The sequence below is a fragment of the Halorubrum distributum JCM 13561 genome (assembly GCF_000337395.1).
GTDB lineage: Archaea > Halobacteriota > Halobacteria > Halobacteriales > Haloferacaceae > Halorubrum > Halorubrum distributum.
On record NZ_AOJF01000057.1, the window covers coordinates 103,441 to 125,730 of the forward strand.

Below are 22,290 nucleotides of genomic sequence, written 5' to 3' on the forward strand. Positions count from 1 at the left end.
GAATCAGTCGAACTCCCCGAACCGAGTGACGGCCTCCAGCTCCTCCGTCGGCGGGTCCTCGAACGCGTCCCGCGCGATCGTCCGCCGGTGGACCTCGTCGGCGCCGTCGACGATGCGGAACTGCCGGACGTTCTCGTGGAAGCGCGCGATCGGCAGGTCGTAGGCGATCCCGTTCCCGCCGCAGAACTGGAGCGCGTCGTCGATCGCCTCCTGGACCACGTTCGCCGCGAACGTCTTCGCCATCGCCACCTCGATCCGCGCCTCGTGGCCGTCGGCGATCCGGCCGGCCGCGTGCCGTACCATCGTGCGGGCGGCGTGGAGCTCGGTCCGGCGGTCGGCGATCCGGAACCGCGGGCCCTGCTTCTCCGAGAGCGGCTCACCGAACCCCTCTCGTTCGGAGAGGTAGGCGGTCGCGATGTCGAGCGCGCGGTCGGCCATCCCGGCGTACCGCATACAGTGGGTGAGCCGGGCCGGCCCGAGCCGCCGTTGGACCAGCGTGAACCCCTCGTTTTCCTCGCCGAGCGTGTTCTCGACCGGGACCCGGACGCCGTCGAACCGGATCTCGGCGTGCGTCGTCCCCACCAACCCCTCGCCGAGGTGCGGGATGTTCCGGACGATCTCGACGCCGTCGGCGTCGGCGGGCACAAGGATGACCGAACAGCCCGCGTACGGGTGCGCCTCCTGGTCGGTGCGCGCGAACGTCAGGAACACGTCGGCGTCGAGTCCCCCCGTCGTCCACCACTTGTGGCCGTCGATGACCCACTCGTCGCCGTCCTTCTCGGCGGTCGTCCCCAGCATCTTCGGGTCCGACCCTCCGCCCCCCATCGGCTCGGTCATCGCGAAGCCGGAGTCGATCTCGCCGGCCGCGAGCGGGCGGAGCCAGCGCTCCTTCTGGTCCTCGGTGGCCGCGATCTCGAGGGTGTGCATGTTCCCCTCGTCCGGCGCCGCACACCGGAGCGCGGTCGGGCCGAGCAGGCTCCGTCCCGCCTCCTCGAACACGGGGAGCATCTCGCGGAAGCCGAGCCCGAGCCCGCCGTACTCCTCGTCGACCTGCGGAGCGTAGATCCCCTCGTCGCGCGCGGCGTCGCGCAGCGCCTCGATCTCCGCCGGCGGGATCGGCCCCCGTCCGAGCCACTCCCGCTCGACCGGGAGAACCGTCTCCTCGACGAACTCCCTGACAGCTTCGGCGACCTCCGGTCCGCGTCCGATGTCGTCGTACTCCATACCGTTCCTTATTTAGCAATGTAAATAGTGGTTCCGGCTATTCTCCCAAAATTCTATATGAGGGGAAACTGATCCCCAATGTACCGAAAAATAGATTTACAATGTTAGCCGAATATGCGACAACCGATGAAAGCCGTTCGGGCATAGATCGGTCACCCGCCGTTGCCTCCGGACCGCGTCGAACGGAGGACGACCGGTCGTGACCGACCCCGACTACCTCGACAGGCTGGTCGACGACGACGCGCTCGGGACGTATCTCGCGGCCGAGTTCGGGCCGGTGGACAGGTTCGACGTCGAGCGACACGCCGAGGGGCACTCGAACGAGACGCTGTTCGTCACGTGGGGCGACCGCGAGCTGGTCATCCGGCGGCCGCCGCCCGGCGAGACGGCCGACACGGCCCACGACGTGCTCCGCGAACACCGCGTCGTCGACGCGCTCGGAGACACCGGCGTCCCGGTGCCCCAGACGCTGCGCGCCTGCGACGACCCCGCGGTGCTCGGGAGCGACTTCTACGTCATGGAGCGCGCCGACGGCGACGTGCTGCGCGACGCCGAGCCGAAGCGGTTCGCCGACCCGGCCGCCCGCGAGCGGGTCGGGGTCGAACTCGTCGACACGCTGGCGGCGACCCACGCGGTCGACTACGAGGCGGTCGGCCTCGGTGAGTTCGGTCGCCCGGCGGGGTACACGGGCCGGCAGGTCGAGCGCTGGACGGACCAGCTCGACTGGGCCTTCGGGACGACGGAGTCGGTCAGGGAGGTACCCGACCTGGTCGCCGTCGGCGACTGGCTCGCCGACAACGTGCCCGACGAGCACCCGGAGACGCTCGTCCACGGCGACTTCAAGCTCGACAACGTGATGTACGGGCCCGGGACGCCGCCCGCGGTCGTCGCCGTCTTCGACTGGGAGCTGTCGACGCTCGGCGACCCCCTCGCCGACCTCGGCTGGCTGCTGCTGTTCTGGTACGACGAGGGCGACCCGGACCCGGCGATGCCCGACCTGATGTCGACGTTCACCGCCCGCGAAGGGTACCCGACCCGTGCGGAACTGATCGACCGGTACGAGGCGGTGACGGGCCGCGAGTTCGCCCACGAGCGGTTCTACCGCGCGCTCGCGGCGTACAAGATGGCCGCGCTCGGCGAGATGTTCCTCGCGCGGCACCTGAACGACGACAGCGACGACCCGCTGTATCCGAAGATGGAGACGCAGGTCCCCGAGCTCGCGGCGCGGACGCTCGCGTACGTCGAAGGCGAGACCGAGCGATTGTAGGCCCGCAGTCGGGCCGCGGGCGGCGACTTACCGCGCCGTCCAGCCGCCGTCCGCGGCGAGCGTCTCGCCGGTGACGAAGCTCGCCGCGTCGCTCGCGAGGAAGACGACCGGGCCGGCTATCTCCATCGGCTCGGCGAAGCGGTCGAGCGGCGTCCGGTTCAGGATCGATTCTCGGAGCCGCTCGTTCTCTTGGAGCGTCTCCGTCAGGTCGGTCGCGACGTAGCCGGGGGCGACGGCGTTCACCCGCACGTCCGGCGCCCAGTCCATCGCCGCGCTCTTCGTCAGCCCGACCAGCCCGTGCTTCGACGCGACGTACGGATGCTGTTTCGGGAGGCCGACCTCCCCCGCCACGCTGGCGACGTTGACGACGCTCCCCTCGGCCTCCCGGAGGTGCGGGCCGGCGGCCCGGAGGGTCCGGAACGCGCCCCGCAGGTTCACGTCGAGCACGCCGTCGACCGCGTCCGACTCGACCTCGCTCGGGTCGCCGAGCGCGTCCCCCGGGTTGAACCCGGCGTTGTTGACGAGGACGTCGAGCGAGCCGAACGCCTCGACAGTCTCCTCGACGAGCGCGGCCACGTCGTCGTCGTCGGTCACGTCGGCGGTGATCCCGCGCGCCTCGACGCCCATGTCGCGGGCCTCGTCGGCGACGGCCTCGACCTCCGCGGCCGTCCGCGCCGAGGGGACGACCGTCGCCCCCGCCGCGGCCAGCCCGAGGGTGACGGCGCGCCCGATCCCACGCCCGCCGCCGGTGACGACGGCGACCTTCCCGGAGAGGTCCGGGAGCGCGTCGCCCGGCGTCGGGGCGGCGGCGTCCGCCCCGTCTCCGTCGGCCGACGGCGCGTCGTCGCCGCTCATTCGCCGCCCCCCTCGCCCGGGGCGTACGGGAGCTCCGGCTCCTCGACGGTCTCTCGAAGCGTCTTCTTGTCGAACTTCCCGGTCGCAGTCTTCGGGATCTCCTCGCGGAACCGGACGTCGTCCGGGAGCCACCAGCGCGGGAACTCCGCTTCGAGGAACGCCCGGACGGCGTCCACGTCGAGCTCGCGGCCCGCCTTCGGCACGACGAACGCCAGCGGCCGCTCCTGCCAGCGCTCGTGCGGCGCCGCGATCACGACGGCCTCGGCGACGTCGTCGTGCGCCATCAGCGCGTTCTCCAGCTCGATGCTGGAGATCCACTCGCCGCCCGACTTGATCACGTCCTTGGCGCGGTCGACGACCTCAATGTACCCGTCCTCGTCGACGGTGGCGATGTCGCCGGTGCGGAGCCAGCGCGCGCCGCCGTCCTCGGCCGCGACGAAGTCCGTCTCGTTGGCCTCCGGGCGGTCGTAGTACTCCCCGACGACCGTCGGCCCGCGGACGAGCAGCTCGCCGAACGCCTCGCCGTCCCAGGCGATCGGCTCGCCGTCGTCTCCGACGACCCGCATCTCCAGCCCGGGCGAGAGCAGCCCCTGTTTCGCCCGCTTGTCGAGTTCCGCCTCGCGGTCGCCGTCCGCGGTTCCGGAGGCCGGCCGCGAGACCGAGCCGATGCTCATCGTCTCGGTCATCCCCCACGCGTGTTCGATCGTCACGTCGTGTTCGTCCTCGTACCGGCGCATCACTTCCCGCGGCGCGGCGCTCCCCCCGACGACGATGCGTTCGAGCGAGGAGAGGTCGCCGCCGTGCTCGTCCAAGTGGTCGAGCACGTCGATCCACACCGTCGGGACCCCGGCGGTGAGCGTCACGCCCTCCTCCTCGATCAGCTCGACGAGGTCGGCGGGGTCCGGGGACGGCCCCGGGTACACCTGCTTCGCGCCCGCCATCGTCACGGCGTACGGGAACTCCCAGGAGTTCACGTGGAACATCGGGACGACCGGCATCACCACGTCGTCCTCGGCGATGTCGAGCGCGGCGGGCGTCATCACCATCATCGCGTGGGCGTAGATCATCTTGTGGGTGTACTCGACGCCCTTCGGCTGCCCCGTCGTCCCGGAGGTGTAACACATCCCGGCGGGGTCGTCCTCGGAGAGCGAGGGCCACGATTCCATCGGGTCGGCGTCCGCGATCAGCTCCTCGAACGCCGACAGCGGCAGGTCTGCCTCCGTCTCCGGCACCGTATCGTCCATGACGACGACCTCGCGGACGCCGTCGATCCGGTCCCACAGGCGGTCAAGGATCGCCACCGCGTCGCGGTCGACGATCAACACGTCGTCCGCGGCGTCGTTGATGATGTACTCGACGTTGTCCTCCTGTAAGAGGAGGTTCACCGTGTGAAGCTGTGCGCCGGAGAGGGGGACCGCGTAGTACGCCTCGAGGTGTCGGTGCGTGTTCCACCCGAGCGTCCCGACGCGGTCGCCGGGATCGACGCCGAGGTCGGCGAGCGCGGTCGCGAGCCGCCGGACGCGGTCGCCGAAGTCGGCGTAGGTGTAGCGGTCGACCCCGTCGTGGGTGCGCGAGACGACCTCCGTCTCCGGGAACAGCCGCGTCGCCCGCCAGAAGAACGGGCGGAGAGTGAGCTCCTCAGGCATCGGCGCTCCCCACGGAGAGGTACGTTTCGAGGAGGTCCTCGCGGTCCCGGATCTCCGCGACGGTGCCGTCGAAGACGATCTCGCCGGTGTCCATGATGTACCCCCGCTCGGCGAGGTCGAACGCGAACTCGACGTTCTGTTCGGTCAGCAGGACGGTGACGTTCTGGTCGACGACCGTCTGGACGATCTCTCGCAAGTCGTCGACGATCACCGGCGCGAGCCCCTCGGTCGGCTCGTCAAGCAGCAGCACGTCGGGGGCCTGAACGAGCGCGCGGGCGACCGACACCATCTGCTGTTCGCCGCCGCTGAGGTTCCGCCCGTTGCTGCCGCGGAGATCGTCGAGCGCCGGGAACAGCTCGTACATCTCCTCGACCGGCCGCGGGTCGCTCGCCAGGTTGTGGGCCAGCCGGAGGTTCTCCTGAACGGTCAGCGTGGGGAACACCCGGCGGTCCTCCGGCACGAGCGAGATTCCGCGCCCGTTGATCTCGTCGGACGACAGCCCCGCTATCTCCTCGCCGCGGTACGTGATCGACCCCGAGCGCGGCGGCGACGCGCCGACGATCGACCGCATCGTCGTCGTCTTCCCCGCGCCGTTGCGCCCGAGCAGCGTCACCACCTCGCCCTCGTCGATTTCCAGTGAGACCCCGTGGAGCACGTGGCTGTTTCCGTAGTACGTGTCGATGTCGTCGACCGTGAGTATCGTCATACGCTATCACTCCCCAGGTACGCCTCGGTCACCCGTTCGTCCGTGAGCACGTCCTCCGGCGCCCCGTCCGCGAGGATCGACCCCTCGGCGAGCACGACGATCCGGTCGGAGATATCGGTGACGACGTCCATGTTGTGTTCCGTCACGACGAACGTGGCGTCGAGGTCCGCGTCGAGCTCGCGGATCAGCGAGACGATCTCCGTGACCTCCGTCGGGTTCATCCCCGCGGTCGGCTCGTCCATCAGGAACACGTTCGGCTCGATGGCGAGCGCCAAGGCGATCTCGACGGTCCGCTTCTCGCCGTGGCTCAGCGTGTCGCAGGGCGTGTCCGCGATGCCGGTGAGTCCGGTGAGCTCCAACAGCTCCTCGACGTCGGCCTCGACCGACTCGTCGCCGGTCGCCCGCGAGCGGAAGTCGAGCCGGGTCCCCTCGTGGCTGATCCGGGCGACCCGCACGTTCTCGCGGACGGTGAGCCCCTCGAAGATATTCGTTATCTGGTACGAGCGCGAGAGCCCCGCCTGCGCCACCTCGTGCGGCTCCGCGTCGGTGACGTCGGCGAGCTCGTCCCCCTCTCCGCTCCGGAGCCAGATCGACCCCGACGTGGGTTCGAGCACGCCCGTCAGCAGGTTGTAGAACGTCGTCTTTCCGGCCCCGTTCGGGCCGATGATGCTGGTGATCTTGTCGTCGTCGATCTCGATGGAGACGTCGTCGACGGCGGTCAGTTGGCCGAACTGTTTGCGGAGGTCTTCGGTCTTGAGAACGGTCGTCACGAGTTATCACCTCTGTCAGCGCGCGCGTTGTCGTCGCCCGATTCGGCTCCGTCGTCCGTCGCAGCCGTCGCCTGCCCGCCGTCGTCGCGGGCGCCGCCACCGCCACTCCCCGCGTCGTCGGCGTCTCCGTCCCCGAACAGACGGTCGCGGAGCAGCAGGAGACCGCCGACGGCGCCCTGCTTGAAGAACAGCACGACGGCGATGAGCAGCGCGCCGAAGAACAGCTCCCAGTACGCTTCGAGCGCCGGGAAGCGGCTGATCGCCCACCGGATGTACAGGAAGATGAACGCGCCGACGATCGGGCCGTAGAAGTAGGTCGCGCCGCCGATCACGGTCGCGATGACGGCGATCGCGCTCGTCGACCAGTGCGTGAGCCCGGGCGACGCGACGCTCGCGAGCCCCGCGCGCAACACGCCGGCGATTCCGACGACCGCCGCCGAGACGATGAACGTCATCCACCGGTGGTGGCTGACGTCGATCCCGAGCGCGGCCGCGCGGTCGGGGCTCTCGCGGATCGCCTTACAGACGGTCCCGAACGGCGAGTTGACGACGCGCCACACCCCGTACACCGCCGCGACCACGGTGACGGCCGAAATGGCGTAGTAGATCCGACGGCCGCCGATCCGGAGGCTGAAGCCGCCGAGGTCGACGGTCCCGAGCAGGACGATCACCCCGTCGGTCCCGTTCGTCAGCCCCGCCGGGTCCTGGATGATGAGCGAGTAGCCCAACATCCCGAACGCGAGCGTGATCAGCGCGAAGTATATCTCCTCCAGCCGGACGCTGAGCCACCCGACGGGCACGGCGAGGGCGACGACGAGCGCGAGGCCGACGACGCCGCCGAGGACGAACGTGACGAGCGGCGAGATCCCGGCGCCGACGACGTCGGCGATCACCGGGCCGAGGTCCCGCAACACGATCGCGATCCCGTACGCGCCGCCCGCGTAGAACAGGCCGTGACCGAACGACAGCAGGCCCGTGTAGCCGTACAGCAGGTTGAAGCCGAGCGCGAACAGCGCGACGACGAGGAAGTCGGTGAACAGGTACACCTGGAACGGCGGCGCGAAGGCGACGAGCACCAGCGCGACGGCGCCGAGGAGGCCCAACCGCTCGCGGGTCCACCCCTCGGCGACCGCCGAGCCGAACCGGCTGACCCGGCCGCCCGTGTCGGTCGCGCTCATTCGCCGATCCCCCCGAACAGGCCCTCGGGACGGATCAGCAACACGATCACCATCGCGAGGAAGGGGATCGCGATGCTGCCGGCGCTGATGAACTGCGGACCGAGGCTCTGCATCATGCCGATGAGCATCGCGCCGACGAAGGCGCCGCTCATGGACCCGAGTCCGCCGATGACCACGACGATGAACGCGTCGATTATCACCTGGTCGCCGAGCGCCGGACTGGTCGACTGGAGCGGCGCCGAGAGCGCGCCGCCGAGCCCGGCCAACACGCTCCCGAGGAAGAAGACCCCGGTGTAGAGCCGTGGCACGTCGACGCCGAGCATGGCCGCCATCTCGCGGTCAGAGGAGGTCCCCCGGACCAGCGAGCCGAAGTACGTCCGCGTGATGAACAGCCACAGCGCGACGAGCACCCCCACGGCCAGGCCGATGACGACCAGTCGGTACGCGTTGAACGTGCTCCCGCCGAGCGTCACGGAGAAGTTGAACACGTCCGGCGGGTCGATCGAGTACGACCCCGACCCCCAGACGAACCGGACCGTCTCGTGGATCACGAGCACGAACCCGAACGTGACGATGAGCTGGTCGAGGTCCGAGTCGACCCGGTCGTACAGCCGGCGGATCGCCGAGAACTCGATCGCGGCGCCGACGACGCCGACGGCGAGCGCGCCGACCACGGCGGCGACCCAGAAGTTGTCGACGACGTTCGAGACGACGGCGAGGGTGACGTACGCACCGAGCATGTAGAACCCGCCGTGCGCGAAGTTGAGCACGCCGAGCACGCCGAAGATGAGGCTCAGACCGACGGCGATCAGGAAGAGCCGACTCCCGAGGCTCAGCCCGATGACGACGTCGGCGATACCGATCAGTGGAACGAGTGATGTGAGACTCATGAGAACGGCGACGGGCTTAGATACCCGTCGGGAGGTCGGAGTCGCCGAGCGCGTCCGACAGCACGTCGGGACCCGCCTCGTACCGATTCACGGGGTCGAGCACGTTGCTCTCCCACTCCTCGTCGTACGTGACGGTGCCCCAGATGGACGAAACCGTCGCCTGGTTCGTCTCGGTGAACTGGTACTCGCCGACGGGGCCCGAATGCTCCATGCCGGTGAACTCGTCGACGAGCGCGTCGGGCTCCGTGCTCCCGGCCGACTCGATCGCCTCCTTGTACAGGTGGAGCGCGCGATACGCCCCCTCGGCGTTGTACGTCGGAAGGGAGCCGTACTCCTCGTAGTACGCCTCGCGGAACGAGTTGTTCGCCTCGGTGTCCGGGACGAACGGATCGTACCGGGTGGAGGCGTACTCTCCCTCCGGGAGCGGACTGCCGTCGCTCGGCAGGTCCGTCCCCATCCCGACGCTGAACAGCGTGTGGTCGATCTGGTCGAACCAGCCCGCGCTCTCGGCCTGCCCGATGAACGTCGTGAGGTCGGCCCCCCACAGGGGAGTGAGCACCGCGTCCGGGTCGGCGTCGAGGATGGAGCTGATGAACGGCGTGTAGTCGCTCGTCGCCAGCGCGGGGAACTGCTCGGCCGTGAACTCGGCCTCGACGCCGAGCCCGTCGCAGTACGCCTGGAAGTAGTCCCAGGTCTCGTACCCGAACGCGTAGTCCGGGCCGATGGTGGCCCACTCGGTGGCGTCGAGCTCTTGGGCGGTGCGCGCGGCCCCGTAGACGTCCTGTGCGAGGCTGTTGGAGTCGCGGAACACGTACTCGTTCCCGACGGAGTCCTCGTGTTCGCCCTGCGGCGAGGTGACGAACGGGGTCGCCGCGTGCGTGATCATGAACGGCATCTGGAGCTGCGAGATCTGCGGCGCGACGGCCTGCGCGACGCCGCTGGAGTCGAGCCCGAACAGCCCGTCGACGTTGTCCTCCTGAACGAGGCTGCGGATCTGCTGGATCGCCGTGTCGCCGCTCGCCTCGGTGTCACGGACGAGCACCTCGACGTCTCGGCCGTCGATGCCGCCGTTGTCGTTGATCTCCGACACCGCGAATTCGATCCCGCGCTCGGCCTCCTCGCCGTACAGCGACGCGAACCCGGAGAGGATGTAGGCGGCGCCGAGCGTCACCGGGCCGCCGTCGCCGCCCCCGCCCGAACAGCCGGCGAGCGCGACCGCCGTCCCCGCGCCGGCGGCTTGGAGGAAGCGTCGCCGCCCGACCGGCGCTCTGCGTTCCGAACTCGTCTCAGCGGCGTCGGCCCGTTTATACTTGTTTTCGGTATCGCTGTCTTCGGTTACCATTGTTAACAATCGTCCGTGAGTATCGCTCTCCACATAAATATGCGGGTCTATGACACACGGACGTATTGGGAAATTTATGTCTCTCCCGAGATCCCCGGCCTGAACCCGAATCGGCCGGGCCGAACGCGGGGGTCGGCGGCCCGTCTTCCGGCGTGACTACTATTACAACGACTGTACAACGTTCACACACCCCTCATGAACGTGGTAAACCCGGCGACCGGAGCACAGATCGAAACGTACAACGAACACGACGCGGACGACGTCGAAGCGGCGTTAGGTCGGTCGGTGCGAGCGTTCGAGGACTGGCGGACTCGCCCGCTCCGGGACCGCGAGCGGCTCCTCGCGAACGCGGCCGACGTGCTCAGAGAGAACAAGCGGGAGTACGCCGAGACGATGACGCGGGAGATGGGGAAACCGATCTCGCAGGCGATCGGCGAGGTCGAGAAGTGCGCGTGGGTCTGCGACCACTACGCGGAGCACGCGAGCGCGTACCTCGAAGCGGACCACCACCCGAGTCCCCCGGGCTCCGCGGTCAAGACCGAGTACGAGCCGCTCGGCCCGGTCCTCGCGGTGATGCCGTGGAACTTCCCGTTCTGGCAGGTGTTCCGCTTCGCCGCGCCGTACCTTACCGCCGGGAACGTGGGAATCCTCAAGCACGCGTCGAACGTGCCCGGATGCGCGCTCGCGATCGAGGAGGTGTTCCGCGAGGCCGGATACCCCGACGACGTCTTCCAGTCGCTTTTGATCCCCTCGGACCTCGTCGACGGTCTCCTGACGGACGACCGGGTCCGGGCCGCGACGCTGACCGGGAGCGGGCCGGCCGGGCGCGCGGTCGCCGCGAGCGCCGGCGAACAGCTCAAAAAGACCGTCCTCGAACTCGGCGGGAGCGACCCGTTCCTCGTCCTCGACGACGCCGACGTCTCGGCCGCGGCCGAGACGGGCGCCTGGGCGCGGAACCTGAACGGGGGGCAGTCGTGTATCGCCGCGAAGCGCTTCGTCGTCCACACGGACGTGTACGACGCGTTCCTCGACGCGCTGGTCGACGAGATCGACGCCCTCGTCCTCGGTGACCCGACCGACGAGGCGACCGACGTCGGGCCGCAGGCGCGGGAGGACCTCATGGAGTCGCTCCACGAGCAGGTGACGGCGAGCGTCGACGCGGGCGCGACGCTCGTGACCGGCGGCGAGCCGCTCGACCGGGCGGGGGCGTTCTACCCGCCGACCGTCCTGACCGACGTCCCCGATGGCTGCCCCGTCGACACCGAGGAGACGTTCGGGCCGGTGGCCACGGTGTACGAGGTCGACGACGAGGAAGCGGCGATCGAGACGGCCAACGACACCGAGTTCGGGCTCGGCGCGAGCGTCTGGACCGAGGACCGAGACCGCGGCGAGCGCGTGGCGAGCCGCATCGACGCGGGCTGCGTGTACGTGAACCAGCTCGTCAAGTCCGACCCGCGGGTCCCCTTCGGCGGCGTCAAGGACTCGGGCTACGGCCGGGAGCTCTCCGAGGCCGGGATCAAGGAGTTCGTCAACCGCAAGACCGTCTGGGTCGAGTGACCCCATCGAAGGGTAGTTACCCCCCGGGCGGCACGCTGGGGTATGGAGACGGCACTCGTCATCCTCGACGGCTGGGGGCTCGGCGACCACGACCGCCGCGACGCCGTGAAGGCGGCCGACACGCCGACGTTCGACGCGGCGACGGAGCGCGGGGCCGACGGCCGCCTCGTCGTCCACGGGCGGCGCGTGGGGCTCCCCGAGGGACAGATGGGCAACTCCGAGGTCGGCCACCTCAACATCGGCGCGGGGCGGGTAGTCAAACAGGCGTACACCCGGATCACGGACGCGCTCGCCGAGGGATCGCTCTCGGACAACGACGCGATCGCGGCCGCGCTCGACCACGCGAGATCGACCGGCGGCCGGGTCCACTTCATGGGGCTCGTCTCCGACGGCGGCGTCCACTCGGACGTCGAGCACCTGCTCGCGCTGATCGACGCCGCGGCCGACGCGGGCGTGCCGGCGACGAGCCACGCGTTCACCGACGGGCGCGACACGGCCCCGGAGATCGCCGACGAGTTCCTCGCCGACGTGACCGCGAAGGCGGACGAGCGCGGGACCGGCCACGTCGCCACCGTGACCGGCCGCTACCACGCGATGGACCGGGACGAGAACTGGGAGCGGACGCGGAAGGCGTACGACGCGATCGTCTCCCGCGAGGCGCCCCACGAGGCCGAGGGCGCCGTCGCGGCCGCCCGCGAGGCCCACGCCCGCGGCGAGACGGACGAGTTCGTCGAGCCGACGCTCGTCGCGGGCGAGCCCGCGCTCGATGACGGCGACGCCGTGATCTTCTTCAACTTCCGCGCGGACCGCGCCCGGCAGCTGGTCCGGATGCTGACCGGGGTCCGGCCCGAGTGGGGGTTCGACCTCGACCAGCCCGAGATCCGGATGACGACGATGACCGAGTACGACGAGACGTTCGACTTCCCGGTCGCGTTCCCGCCGGAGATCCCGGCGAACACGATCGGCGAGGTCGTCGCGGACGCCGGCGGCACCCAGCTCCGGATCGCGGAGTCGGAGAAGTACCCCCACGTCACCTACTTCCTCAACGGCGGCCGCGAGGTGGAGTTCCCCGGCGAGATCCGGACCATCGTGGAGAGCCCGGACGTGCCGACGTACGATCAGCAGCCGGAGATGTCCGCGTCCGAGGTGACCAACGAGGCCGTCGAGACGATCGCCTCCGACGACCCCGACCTGCTCGTGTTGAACTACGCGAACCCGGACATGGTCGGCCACACCGGCGATTTCGACGCCGCCGTGGAGGCGGTCGAGGCCGTCGACGCCCAGCTCGACCGCCTGCTCGACGCCGTCGCCGACGCGGGCGCGCACGCAGTCGTCACCGCCGACCACGGCAACGCCGACGACATGGGCACCGCCGAGAATCCCCACACCGCCCACACGTACAATCCGGTCCCGTTCGTCTACCTGACGCCCGACGGCGACGACGGCGGGCGCGCGGTACGCGAGGGCGGGTCGCTGTGCGACATCGCCCCGACCCTGCTCGACCTGATGGACCGTGACCGGCCGGCGGAGATGACCGGCGAGAGCCTGCTCACGGAGTGACTTGGCGCCGTCCGCGCCCGGCAGTTAAATAAACGATAAACTTCGGATCGATTCTCGCTCGTTCCACGGCGTTTTAATACGCCGACTCACCTGTTATCTTTCATGACAGACGAGACCACGCCGGTGATCGCGGCCGCCTACCGAACGCCGCAGGGGAAAGAGGGCGGCGTCTACGAGGACGTCCGCAGCGAGGACCTCTCGACGACGCTCATCGACCACGCGCTCGACGAGACGGGGCTGACCAGCGACCACGTCGACGACCTGATGTGGGGCGTCGCCCAGCAGCGGACCGAGCAGGACAACAACGTCGCGCGCGTCATCGCGCTGCTCTCGGACCTGGGCGAGTCGGTACCCGCGACCTCGATCAACCGGTGGTGCGCCTCCTCGATGCAGGCGGTCATCTCCGCGTCGGACGCGATCGCCGCGGGGAACCGCGACTGTATCATCGCGGGCGGCGTCGAGAACATGAGCCGCGTCCCGATGGACGGCGACTCCTACGAGCACCTCCACCCCGAGCTCTCCGAGCAGTACAACATCTTCCAGCTGCAGATGGGGATGACCGCGGAGAAGGTCGCCGAGGAGTACGACGTGAGCCGCGAGGCGCAAGACGAGTACGCGGCCCGCAGCCACCAGCGCGCGGCGGAGGCGACCGAGTCGGGCCGCTTCGACGACGAGATCGTCCCGGTCGAGACCGACGACGGCCTCGTCGAGGCGGACGAGGGGATCCGCCCCGACACGACCGCCGAGAAGCTCGCCGACCTGCCGCCCGCCTTCACCGGCGACGGTACCGTCACAGCCGGGAACTCCTCGCAGATCTCCGACGGCGCGTCGCTGACAGTCGTCACCAGTAAGGCGTTCGCCGAGGAGCACGGTCTGGACGTGCTCGCCGAGGTCGGCACGAACAACGTCGCCGGCGTCGACCCGACCGTGATGGGGATCGGCCCGGTGCCCGCCACCCGCGGCCTCCTCGAACGCGCCGGCACCGACATCGACGACTACGACCTCGTCGAACTGAACGAGGCGTTCGCCTCCCAGTGCGAGTACTCGCGGCGCGAGCTCGGCATCGACGAGGACAGCTACAACGTCAACGGCGGCGCCATCGCGCTCGGGCACCCGCTCGGCGCCTCGGGCGCGCGGCTCCCCGTCACGCTGCTCCACGAGATGCAGAAACAGGACGCCGAGCGCGGCCTCGCGACGCTCTGCGTCGGCTTCGGGCAGGGCGCCGCGATCGAGTTCCTGCGGTAGACAGCTTAAAAAGCGACGTTCTGCGGTGGCGCGTGCCTTCGAGCGCCCTCCGGGCGCTCGAAGGCACGCGCGAGGGAGTCGGTGGTTCGGAGCGAAGCGAAGAACCACCGACGAGGCTGGGGAGGTGTGAGGCGCTGTGCGGTGCGGGGGCGGGACTCGAAGGGGCGGCCGTGAGGCGGTCGCAGGCGACGTAAGGACCGCAAGAAACGAGCGGAGCGAGTGACTGAGGACCGCAGCGAGCGTGCGACCGCCTCACGGCCGGGGCTTCGGTGCCGTTCGTGTCGGTCAGAGATTTGAAAACGGAATCGTACGGCCGATCGACCGGGGAATCGGCGGTGTTCGCCGTCGATCTGCGGACGATTATTTATAAATGACCCACTGAGACTTCGGTTATTTATCTGTCCCGTGCGTGAAGCCGCGGTCGGGGAGGGGTTCGTCGTCGGCGAGGACGCGCGGGTCTCCCTCGTCACGCTCCTCAACCACCGTCCCGATCCGCGTGAGCCCGGCCGGACACGCCTCTTCGACCTCATCAACCTCGTCTTCCGGCACCGCACACAACAGCTCGAAGTCCTCGCCGAAGTGCGCCGCGAGTTCGAACCGCTCCGCCGACCCCTCCGCGACCTCCTCGACCGCGGGATGAACCGGGACCGCGTCCCGCTCCACCTCGATCCCGACCCCGCTCGCCTCGGCGAGCTGGTGACACGAGCGCGCCAGCCCGTCCGAGGAGTCCATCATCGCGGTCGCCGACCCCGCGAGCGCCAGCCCGTCGGCCACCCGCGGCGTGAACCGGAACAGCTCGTTGGCGCGCTCGACCGCCTCGTCGGATCCACTTTTAAATAGCCGGAGCGCCGCCGCCGAACGCCCCCACTCGCCGGTGACGCAGAGCGCGTCGCCGGGACGCGCCCCGTCGCGGGTGACGGCGCCGGCGTCCGTGACGGCACCGACCGCGGTGGTCGCCGTCGTGAACTCGACGTGCTCGTCGAGGTCGCCGCCGACGTACTCGGCGTCGACGGCCTCGCAGACGTCGACCGCGCCCGCGACGAACGCGTCGAGCTCGTCCGGGTCGAACACCTCGTCGGCGTAGACGGCGACCGCGGCCCGGGCGGCCGCGCCCATCGCGGCCACGTCCGAGAGCGACGCGCCCACGGCGCGCCAGCCGGCAGTGTACCGGGTCGTCCCGGGCGGGAAGTCGGTCCGCTCGTGGAGCATGTCCGTCGTGATGACCGTCCCGTCGACGACGGCGGCGTCGTCGCCCGCGTGCGGGAGGTCGGCGGCGATGGCTCGGAGGGCGTCGCGCTCGTTCACTACCCGACGCTCCGCGCGTGGAGCCAATAAGCGATCGGTCCGGGCGACGGGCGACGTCGCCGTCGGCGCGGGCCCACGAAACCGGGACGACCGCCCCGTCCGTGCTCCTTGTTGTCATGAACCATTTAAACAGGTAGTACACATTAACGAATATTATCATTATCAATCATTATGTTTATTATCCTCCTCCGAATTTCTCCGTTCGCAATGGCAGTACCCGTACACGGACACGCAGCGACCCGAGGCACGGACTCGATCACCAGACGACCGCCGCAACCGCCCACACGACCCGATGACGACACCTAACGACACGCCCGACGACACGACCCGACGCACAGACGGCACGACCGACACGGACTCGACGGCCCGCTCCGACCGCCGGACCGGGTCGAGCTCGACGACTACTTCTCCGCGGAAGATCCCCGGCCGCATCCCCCTCACCGAGGAGGCCGGCGCGCCGCTGGTCCCGACGATCGCGACCCGGCGATCGACGGGGACGCGGACCCCCGGCTCGCCGCCGACCGACACCCGGCAGCCGACCGCGACCGACACCCGGCAGCCGACCGCGACCGACACCCGCCGGCCGACGCGCCCGCCGACGGACGGCGAGCGCGACGCGCCGCTCGTCCCCGACCTGCGTCCCGCCTCGCGGACGCGGACGGACGGGGGATCGCGATGACGGCGGACGCGACCCGCCGCCCCGTCCCCATGGCGGGCACCGGCGACGGTCCGCGACCGGACTCCACGACGTTCGCGTCCGCCGCGCGCACCGACGGCGGCCGCCGCGCCGCATCGAACCGCACCGCAGCCGACGACTCCACGCAGTAACCCGATGAATCCCAACGAACTCGACGACGACGTCTTCGACAGAGATATCGACAACCCGGCCGGCCGGAAGCTCCGCGAGCTGTTCGAGGAGCAGGAGTACACGTTCGCGCCCGGGATCTACCACGCCCTCGACGCCCGCCTCGCCGAGATGGCCGGGCTCGACGCGGCGTACATGAGCGGCTACTCGACCGTTCTCGGCCAGTTCGGCTTCCCCGACCTGGAGATGGTCACCATGTCCGAGATGGTCGAGAACGCGAAGCGCATGGTCGAGGCGACGAACCTCCCGGTCGTCGCCGACTGCGACACCGGCTACGGCGGCGTCCACAACGTCCGGCGCGCGGTCCGCGAGTACGAGAAGGCCGGCGTCGCCGCGGTCCACATCGAGGACCAGACCTCGCCGAAGCGCTGCGGGCACATCGCGGGCAAGCAGATCGTCTCCCGCGAGCAGGCCCGCTCGCGCTTCGAGGCGGCGGTCGACGCCAAGCAGAGCGAGGACACCGTCATCATCGCCCGCACCGACGCGTACGGCTCCGCGAACGGCGACTGGGAGGAGCACCTCGAACGCGGCCGGATCTACGCCGACGCCGGCGTCGACCTCGTCTGGCCCGAGATGCCCGACCCCTCGCGCGAGGACGCGGTCGAGTACGCCGAGACGATCCACGAGACCCACCCCGACCTCGATCTCGCGTTCAACTACTCCTCCTCGTTCGAGTGGGGCGCGGAGGAGGACCCGCTCACCTTCGAGGAGCTGGGCGACCTGGGGTACCAGTACATCTTCATCACGCTGTACGGGCTCCACTCGGGCGCCCACGCCGCCTACGAGGACTTCGAGAACATCGCCGAGAACGACGAGGAGGCGCAGTTCGACCTCGAAGAGCGCTACATCGGCCACGAGACCGAGAGCCACCACGAGCTCTCCTTCGTCCCGCGGTACCAGGACATCGAGGCCGAGTTCGACCCCGAGGCGCGACAGCGCCAGGAGGAGTCGGCCGGCTTCACCGAGGACGAGAACGACCCGATCACGGCCTCGGAGGGCGACGACTGATGGGCGGGCCGGAAGACGTCACGCTCCGGCGGAGCCAGCTGGCGACGCCCGGGTCCGACCCGGAGATGATCGAGCGGGCGCCCGACTCCGGCGCCGACGAGGCGTTCCTCGACCTGGAGGACTCCGTCGCGCCGTCGGCGAAGGTCGACGCCCGCGAGACCGTCATCGAGGGGCTCATCGAGTACGACTGGTCCGACACCCGGCCCTGCTACCGGATGAACGGCGTCGACACCAGGTGGTTCTACGACGACGTGATCGAGGTCGTCGGGCGGGCCGGCGAGTACCTCGACACGATCATGGTGCCGATGGCGAACAACCCGGAGACGGTCGCCACCGTCGACAACCTCCTGACGCAGGTCGAGGAGAACAACGACCTGCCGGTCGGCGACATCGGGCTCCAGGCGCAGATCGAGTCGCCGGAGGCGATGACGAAGGTCGCCGACATCGCCCGCGCCAGCGACCGCCTGGAGTCGCTCGTGTTCGGTCCCGGCGACTACACCGCCAACGTCGGCGCCGCCGGCCTCACAATCGGCTCCGGCGGCGGCTACCCCGGCCACTACTGGCACTACCAGCTCGCGCGCATCGCCCACGCGGCGAAGGCGCAGGGGCTCCAGGTGATCGACGGCCCGTACGCCGAGATCGAGGACGCGGAGGGGTTCCGCGACTCCTGCCGCTGGGCGAGCCAGCTGGGCTGTGACGGCAAGTGGGCGATCCACCCGAGCCAGATCGAGCCCGCCAACGAGACGTTCGCGCCCTCGCCCGAGGAGGCCGAGAAGGCGCGTCGGATCGTCGACGCCTACGCGGAGGCGAAAGAGCAGGGCAAAGGCGCCGTCTCGGTCGACGGCGAGATGGTCGACGAGGCGACCGACAAGATGGCCCGCGGCATCGTCGCGCGCGCCGAGCAGGCCGGGATCCTGTAAGGTCCCGTCGCGGCGCCGCGCGCTGTGGGCAGTTCTCCTTATTTCGTTCCCGGTTCTACTCCGAGATCGCGCCCCGGTCCCGCAGCTCGTCGATGTCGCCGTCGCCGTAACCGTACTCCCGCAACACCGACTCCGTGTGTTCGCCGAGCGCCGGCGGGTGACGGCGGACGGTCGTCGGCGTCCGCGAGAAGTGCATCGGCGAGCCGGGGAACCGCACCGTGCCCGCGGTCGGGTGCTCCGCCTCGGCCAGCATCCCGCGCGCCTCGATCTGGGGGTCGGCGAACACCTCGCTCACGTCGCGGACGCGGCTCGCGGGCACGTCGTGGTCCTCCAGGGCCGCGGTCGCCTCCGCGGTCGTCATGGACGCGAACGTCTCCCCCAGCTCGCTGTCCAGCTCCTCGCGGTTCCGGACGCGCCCCTCGTTGGTCTCGTACCGCTCGTCGGCGAGCAGGTCGGGCCGGTCGATCGCCTCGCACAGCGGCGGCCAGAACCGGTCCGACGAGCAGGCGACGACGACGTAGCCGTCGGTCGTCTCGAACGCCTGATAGGGGACGATGTTCGGGTGCTTGCTCCCCATCCGCCCCGGGGGCTCGCCGCTGGCGAAGTAGTTCGTCGCCATGTAGCTGGTCCAGGCGGCCTGCCCGTCCAGCAGGCTCACGTCGATCTTCTGGCCGCGCCCGTCGCCGAGCTCGCGTTCGAGGAGCGCCGCGAGGATCGCCTGCGTCGCGTACATCCCGGCCCCGACGTCGGCGAGCGCGACGCCGATCCGGACCGGCGGGCCGCCCTCGACGCCCGTGAACGACATGAAGCCGCCGCGCGCCTGCATCATGATGTCGTACGCGGGCTTGTCGCGGTCGGGCCCCCACTCGCCGTAGCCGGAGATGGCGCAGTAAACGAGCTCGGGGTTCTCCTCCGCGAGGTCGCCGTAGCCGAGCCCCCACTCCTCCGTCTTGCCGACCCGGAAGTTCTCGACGAGGACGTCGGCCTCGCGCGCGAGGTCGCGGACGACCGCGCGGCCCGCCTCGGTCGTCAGGTCCAGCTGGATCGAGCGCTTGTTTCGGTTGACGCTGACGTAGTAGGCGCTCTCGGCGCCGTCGTCGCTCTCACCGCCCTCGCCGTCGCCTTTTCGCCCCTCGCCGCCGTCACCCTTGCTGAACGCCGGCGGGACCCACGTCCGCGTCTGGTCGCCCGGGCCGGGCCGCTCGACCTTGATCACCTCCGCGCCGAGGTCGCCGAGCTGCATCGTACAGAACGGCCCGACGAGCACGCGCGAGAGGTCCAGCACCGTGAGGCCGTCCAGCGGCCCCGCGTCGCCCTCGGGCTCGCGCGCCTCACCGACCACGCGCTCTCGCCTCCGCGGACCGTCGCCGTGTCCGGTTCATGCGATCCGGCTCAACCGCCGGGGTACTGAGTGTTGCGGCGTCGCCGCGGCCGACGGAGAATGAGTGTCGCCTCAGGCCGGGAGGGTATCGATGCCGTCGACCTCGACGTAGCCGTAGCCGCAGTCGGGGCAGCGCCACTTCGTCTTCTCGCCGAGGTGGAGCGTCATCGCCGCGGTCCGGTAGAACGAACGGGTCTCGCCGCACGCGGGACAGTCCACGTCTTTTTCGAGCGCCATGCGCGCCGTTCGATCCGGGGCGGTGTTGAACCTACTGATTCGGGCGTCGGGAACTCACCACACCGGCGCGAGCAGCACCGCGACCGTCGCCGAGATGAAGACGAGCTTCAGGGCGGTGTTGACGACGATCACCTTCGTGCCGAACGACGCGCCCCAGATCCCGTATTGGAACGGGATCGAGCGCCGGAACGTCGAGACGGCAAACGAGAGGATGCTCCCGATGAGCAGCGACGCGACCGCGGTGCGCGTGGTGAAGACGCCGGCCTCCGTCCCGGCGAGCGTCGCCGCGCCCGCGGTCGTGTCGAGCGTGAACACCGCGATGACGGGCACCGCCTCGCCCGGCAGCCCCAGCACGCCAGTGATCGGCTCCGCGACGCTCGTCAGCGCGGCCACGTCGTACGTCGTGACGAGCCAGATGACGAGCGTGTACACGACCGCGAGCCGCGGGACGATCCGCCGGAGCGTGCTCCACGACTTCTCGGCGGCGTCGCGGACGCGTTCGCGGCCGGTACGGTCGTCGGCCTCTGGGCCGGTCGCGTCGACGTCGGCGAGCGCAGAGCGGTCGACGTTTTCCTCTGAGAGGAGGAGTCCGCCAGCGACGACGCCCGTGACGGTGATGAAAAGCGCGATGCCGGCGCGCGCGCCGACGTAGACGGCGCCCGTCGTCACCCCGAGGATCGGGATCAACACCGGGACGTAGTAGGTGAACACGTGCTGGACGAACCCGAAGAACGTGTTCATCACCACGGCGACGAGCGTCGCCCGGTCGTCGAGCAGGCCCGTCTCGCGGTACTCCGCCAGCGTCGCGTAGCCCGCCGTCGTCGACGCCGCGGTCGTGAGGATCGCCGTGCCGACCTCGTCCGGGAGGTTCGCCGGGCGCGTGAGCCACCCCGCGAGCCCGGCGACGTAGCGGACCAGCCCGAAGGCGACGGCGACGTTGGCGGCGAAGACGCCACCCGCGATGAACGCCGTGATCCGGGCGAGTCTGGGGACCACGTCCGCGAGCAGCGTCGCGAGGTCGGCGGCGACCGATTGCACGAATCCCCGTACGCGAGCGGCGGCCAAATGGCCGTCGGAACGCGCGGGCGTTCCCGAGGCGTCGGAACGCGCGACGGTGCCCGGGAGTCGGAACGCGCGACGGTGCCCGAACCCGGGCCGAGAGCGCCGGCGCGCGGGGCTTATGTCCCGCCGCGGAGAACGGCCATCCGATGGCTCCCGCCGAGGACGACATCTCGATCGACGAAAAGCGCGTGTACGCGGGCAGCGCCGGCCGCACCGACGCCTACGTTGCGACGGGGTCCGGGATCGTCCGCGTCTCGCTGTCGGCCGACAAGATCGGCGCGTTCGACATGGTCGCCCGCGACGCGGCCCGCGACGCGGCCGTCCTCGCGCGCGGCGAGGGGTCGGACCTCGTCGCCGCCGCGACACCCGACGGGCTCTCGGTCGCCGCGGTCGGCGACGACCCCGACTTCGCGCTGGTCGACGACGAGCCGACGGTCGCGGTCGGCGTCGCGGGCGGTCGCGACGGTGTGATCGTCGCGCGAGAGAACGGCGCGGTCGAGCACGTCGAGTTCGAAGAAAGCGGGACGGCGGTCGCGTCGACGACGCAACTCGGATCGGTCACGGACCCGCGCGCGGTCGACGGCGCGCTCGTCGCGGGTGCGGAGGGAGTGTTTCAGGCGGGAGATGGCGGACTCACCGACGTCGGCCTCGACGAGGCGCGCGACGTGGCCGGGTCCGGGATGCCGCTCGCCGCGACCGGTGCGGGGCTCTACTGGCTCGGCAACGGCTGGATGACGGTCCGGGAGGGAGTCGCGGACGCGGTCGCAGCCGACGGCGACGGCCACGCGATGGCGGTCGTCGGCGGCGACCTGCTGGTTCACGCCGACGCGGGCGGCGAGTGGGGCGACGAGGCGTGGGAGGCCGCCGAGCTCCCGGTGGACGAGGCGGTCGTCGCGCTCGGCTACGGGCCCGGTGTGTCGGTGGCGGTCACCGACGCCGGGACGCTCTGCGTCGACGCCGGCGACGGCTGGCGCCACCAAGTGGTCGGCGTCCGGGACGTGAACGGCGTGGCGCTCGCGGTCGTGGAATGAGTTGGAGATACTGTGTGGAGCGCCCCGAAATCTCGATCGTTCGCTTATAAATCATCGATAGCGGATCGGCGGCGACCGCCTCTGATGTCTCGGCTGCTGGTTTATAAATCGCGGATAGCAGATCTGCGGTGAACACCACCGGAGCCCGGCTGGTCGTTTATAAGTAGTCGGCTGCGGATCGACGGCGACTAACTCCAAAGCCCCGGCCGTGCGGCAGGCGCACGCTCGCTGCGCGCTTCGG

Annotated in this window: 21 protein-coding genes; 9 read left to right on the plus strand and 12 right to left on the minus strand. The window is 70.1% G+C overall.

The window, feature by feature from the left end; translation table 11 throughout:
- Nucleotides 1–3: 3 nt before the first annotated feature.
- On the minus strand, nt 4–1,224 hold the full coding sequence (locus C470_RS13950; protein ID WP_008368040.1) for an acyl-CoA dehydrogenase family protein: 1,221 nt from the start codon (nt 1,222–1,224) through the stop codon (nt 4–6).
- Between the two features lie 199 nt (nt 1,225–1,423).
- Between C470_RS13950 and C470_RS13955 the strand changes: the two genes are divergently transcribed.
- The gene (locus C470_RS13955) at nt 1,424–2,491 is read left to right on the plus strand and encodes a phosphotransferase family protein (protein ID WP_008368042.1); all 1,068 of its coding nucleotides are present in this window, start codon (nt 1,424–1,426) and stop codon (nt 2,489–2,491) included.
- Between the two features lie 27 nt (nt 2,492–2,518).
- Here C470_RS13955 and C470_RS13960 read toward each other — a convergent pair whose 3' ends face one another.
- Genes C470_RS13960 through C470_RS13990 form a run of 7 tightly spaced genes read right to left on the minus strand, consistent with a single transcriptional unit; the run spans nt 2,519 to nt 9,878 of the window.
- On the minus strand, nt 2,519–3,346 hold the full coding sequence (locus C470_RS13960; RefSeq protein ID WP_008368044.1) for an SDR family NAD(P)-dependent oxidoreductase: 828 nt from the start codon (nt 3,344–3,346) through the stop codon (nt 2,519–2,521).
- Nucleotides 3,343–4,992 carry a long-chain fatty acid--CoA ligase gene (locus tag C470_RS13965; RefSeq protein WP_008368045.1) on the minus strand — a complete coding sequence of 550 codons (1,650 nt, stop codon included), beginning with the start codon at nt 4,990–4,992 and terminating at the stop codon, nt 3,343–3,345. The genes C470_RS13960 and C470_RS13965 overlap by 4 nt, the downstream gene beginning before the upstream one ends.
- Nucleotides 4,985–5,698: an ABC transporter ATP-binding protein gene (locus C470_RS13970; protein WP_004599036.1), complete on the minus strand. Its 714-nt coding sequence runs from the start codon at nt 5,696–5,698 to the stop codon at nt 4,985–4,987. Before C470_RS13970 ends, C470_RS13965 begins: the two co-directional genes overlap by 8 nt.
- Nucleotides 5,695–6,468 carry an ABC transporter ATP-binding protein gene (locus tag C470_RS13975; RefSeq protein WP_008368047.1) on the minus strand — a complete coding sequence of 258 codons (774 nt, stop codon included), beginning with the start codon at nt 6,466–6,468 and terminating at the stop codon, nt 5,695–5,697. The genes C470_RS13970 and C470_RS13975 overlap by 4 nt, the downstream gene beginning before the upstream one ends.
- A complete protein-coding gene (locus C470_RS13980) occupies nt 6,465–7,646 on the minus strand; it encodes a branched-chain amino acid ABC transporter permease (protein WP_004599040.1) in 1,182 nt (393 codons plus the stop codon). The genes C470_RS13975 and C470_RS13980 overlap by 4 nt, the downstream gene beginning before the upstream one ends.
- Nucleotides 7,643–8,536, minus strand: coding sequence for a branched-chain amino acid ABC transporter permease (locus C470_RS13985; protein ID WP_004599042.1), 894 nt, complete (start codon nt 8,534–8,536; stop codon nt 7,643–7,645). The genes C470_RS13980 and C470_RS13985 overlap by 4 nt, the downstream gene beginning before the upstream one ends.
- 16 nt (nt 8,537–8,552) lie before the next feature.
- Complete coding sequence (locus C470_RS13990) at nt 8,553–9,878, minus strand: ABC transporter substrate-binding protein (RefSeq protein ID WP_008368048.1); 1,326 nt, start codon at nt 9,876–9,878, stop codon at nt 8,553–8,555.
- A 195-nt stretch (nt 9,879–10,073) separates the two neighbouring features.
- On the opposite strand from C470_RS13990, the gene C470_RS13995 reads away from it, so the two are divergent.
- The 3 genes from C470_RS13995 (at nt 10,074) to C470_RS14005 (ending at nt 14,240) form a co-directional block, all read left to right on the plus strand.
- Nucleotides 10,074–11,435, plus strand: a complete 1,362-nt coding sequence (locus C470_RS13995) for an NAD-dependent succinate-semialdehyde dehydrogenase (RefSeq protein ID WP_008368050.1) — start codon at nt 10,074–10,076, stop codon at nt 11,433–11,435.
- A gap of 42 nt (nt 11,436–11,477) precedes the next feature.
- Nucleotides 11,478–12,995 carry a 2,3-bisphosphoglycerate-independent phosphoglycerate mutase gene (gene gpmI, locus C470_RS14000; RefSeq protein ID WP_008368051.1) on the plus strand — a complete coding sequence of 506 codons (1,518 nt, stop codon included), beginning with the start codon at nt 11,478–11,480 and terminating at the stop codon, nt 12,993–12,995.
- Between the two features lie 102 nt (nt 12,996–13,097).
- Nucleotides 13,098–14,240 (plus strand): thiolase family protein, encoded by a 1,143-nt coding sequence (locus C470_RS14005; RefSeq protein ID WP_004599049.1) that lies wholly within the window; start codon nt 13,098–13,100, stop codon nt 14,238–14,240.
- 390 nt (nt 14,241–14,630) lie between these two features.
- On the opposite strand, the gene thiL is transcribed toward C470_RS14005, so the two are convergent.
- Nucleotides 14,631–15,545, minus strand: coding sequence for a thiamine-phosphate kinase (gene thiL / locus C470_RS14010; protein ID WP_008368053.1), 915 nt, complete (start codon nt 15,543–15,545; stop codon nt 14,631–14,633).
- A 292-nt stretch (nt 15,546–15,837) separates the two neighbouring features.
- Here thiL and C470_RS14015 point away from each other — a divergent pair, with 292 nt between their 5' ends.
- The 4 genes from C470_RS14015 to C470_RS14025 are packed head-to-tail and all read left to right on the plus strand — an operon-like array spanning nt 15,838 to nt 18,338.
- Nucleotides 15,838–16,224 carry a hypothetical protein gene (locus tag C470_RS14015; protein ID WP_008368055.1) on the plus strand — a complete coding sequence of 129 codons (387 nt, stop codon included), beginning with the start codon at nt 15,838–15,840 and terminating at the stop codon, nt 16,222–16,224.
- Nucleotides 16,221–16,373 carry a hypothetical protein gene (locus C470_RS15970; protein ID WP_159358638.1) on the plus strand — a complete coding sequence of 51 codons (153 nt, stop codon included), beginning with the start codon at nt 16,221–16,223 and terminating at the stop codon, nt 16,371–16,373. The genes C470_RS14015 and C470_RS15970 overlap by 4 nt, the downstream gene beginning before the upstream one ends.
- Before the next feature lie 4 nt (nt 16,374–16,377).
- Complete coding sequence (gene aceA, locus C470_RS14020) at nt 16,378–17,418, plus strand: isocitrate lyase (protein ID WP_004599053.1); 1,041 nt, start codon at nt 16,378–16,380, stop codon at nt 17,416–17,418.
- Nucleotides 17,418–18,338, plus strand: coding sequence for an HpcH/HpaI aldolase/citrate lyase family protein (locus C470_RS14025; protein WP_004599054.1), 921 nt, complete (start codon nt 17,418–17,420; stop codon nt 18,336–18,338). Before aceA ends, C470_RS14025 begins: the two co-directional genes overlap by 1 nt.
- A gap of 55 nt (nt 18,339–18,393) precedes the next feature.
- Here the strand turns inward: C470_RS14025 and C470_RS14030 are convergent, their stop codons facing one another.
- The 3 genes from C470_RS14030 to C470_RS14035 form a co-directional block, all read right to left on the minus strand.
- The gene (locus tag C470_RS14030; RefSeq protein WP_008368056.1) at nt 18,394–19,680 is read right to left on the minus strand and encodes a CaiB/BaiF CoA transferase family protein; all 1,287 of its coding nucleotides are present in this window, start codon (nt 19,678–19,680) and stop codon (nt 18,394–18,396) included.
- Between the two features lie 111 nt (nt 19,681–19,791).
- Complete coding sequence (locus tag C470_RS16190) at nt 19,792–19,956, minus strand: DUF7838 family putative zinc beta-ribbon protein (protein WP_004599056.1); 165 nt, start codon at nt 19,954–19,956, stop codon at nt 19,792–19,794.
- 54 nt (nt 19,957–20,010) lie between these two features.
- The gene (locus C470_RS14035) at nt 20,011–20,994 is read right to left on the minus strand and encodes a hypothetical protein (protein ID WP_004599057.1); all 984 of its coding nucleotides are present in this window, start codon (nt 20,992–20,994) and stop codon (nt 20,011–20,013) included.
- 170 nt (nt 20,995–21,164) lie between these two features.
- Between C470_RS14035 and C470_RS14040 the strand changes: the two genes are divergently transcribed.
- On the plus strand, nt 21,165–22,049 hold the full coding sequence (locus C470_RS14040; protein WP_008368059.1) for an HVO_0234 family beta-propeller protein: 885 nt from the start codon (nt 21,165–21,167) through the stop codon (nt 22,047–22,049).
- Nucleotides 22,050–22,290: the final 241 nt, after the last annotated feature.

Excerpts from the sequence above, each read along its gene's own strand:
- C470_RS13970 (WP_004599036.1), bottom strand. The coding sequence starts at position 5,698 with ATGACGATACTCACGGTCGACGACATCGACACGTACTACGGAAACAGC.
- C470_RS13980 (WP_004599040.1), bottom strand. The coding sequence starts at position 7,646 with ATGAGCGCGACCGACACGGGCGGCCGGGTCAGCCGGTTCGGCTCGGCG.
- C470_RS13950 (WP_008368040.1), bottom strand. The coding sequence starts at position 1,224 with ATGGAGTACGACGACATCGGACGCGGACCGGAGGTCGCCGAAGCTGTC.
- C470_RS15970 (WP_159358638.1), top strand. The coding sequence starts at position 16,221 with ATGACGGCGGACGCGACCCGCCGCCCCGTCCCCATGGCGGGCACCGGC.
- C470_RS13965 (WP_008368045.1), bottom strand. The coding sequence starts at position 4,992 with ATGCCTGAGGAGCTCACTCTCCGCCCGTTCTTCTGGCGGGCGACGCGG.
- C470_RS13995 (WP_008368050.1), top strand. The coding sequence starts at position 10,074 with ATGAACGTGGTAAACCCGGCGACCGGAGCACAGATCGAAACGTACAAC.
- aceA (WP_004599053.1), top strand. The coding sequence starts at position 16,378 with ATGAATCCCAACGAACTCGACGACGACGTCTTCGACAGAGATATCGAC.
- C470_RS14015 (WP_008368055.1), top strand. The coding sequence starts at position 15,838 with ATGACGACACCTAACGACACGCCCGACGACACGACCCGACGCACAGAC.
- C470_RS13990 (WP_008368048.1), bottom strand. The coding sequence starts at position 9,878 with ATGGTAACCGAAGACAGCGATACCGAAAACAAGTATAAACGGGCCGAC.
- C470_RS14025 (WP_004599054.1), top strand. The coding sequence starts at position 17,418 with ATGGGCGGGCCGGAAGACGTCACGCTCCGGCGGAGCCAGCTGGCGACG.
- gpmI (WP_008368051.1), top strand. The coding sequence starts at position 11,478 with ATGGAGACGGCACTCGTCATCCTCGACGGCTGGGGGCTCGGCGACCAC.
- C470_RS13985 (WP_004599042.1), bottom strand. The coding sequence starts at position 8,536 with ATGAGTCTCACATCACTCGTTCCACTGATCGGTATCGCCGACGTCGTC.
- C470_RS16190 (WP_004599056.1), bottom strand. The coding sequence starts at position 19,956 with ATGGCGCTCGAAAAAGACGTGGACTGTCCCGCGTGCGGCGAGACCCGT.
- C470_RS14005 (WP_004599049.1), top strand. The coding sequence starts at position 13,098 with ATGACAGACGAGACCACGCCGGTGATCGCGGCCGCCTACCGAACGCCG.
- C470_RS13960 (WP_008368044.1), bottom strand. The coding sequence starts at position 3,346 with ATGAGCGGCGACGACGCGCCGTCGGCCGACGGAGACGGGGCGGACGCC.
- C470_RS14040 (WP_008368059.1), top strand. The coding sequence starts at position 21,165 with ATGGCTCCCGCCGAGGACGACATCTCGATCGACGAAAAGCGCGTGTAC.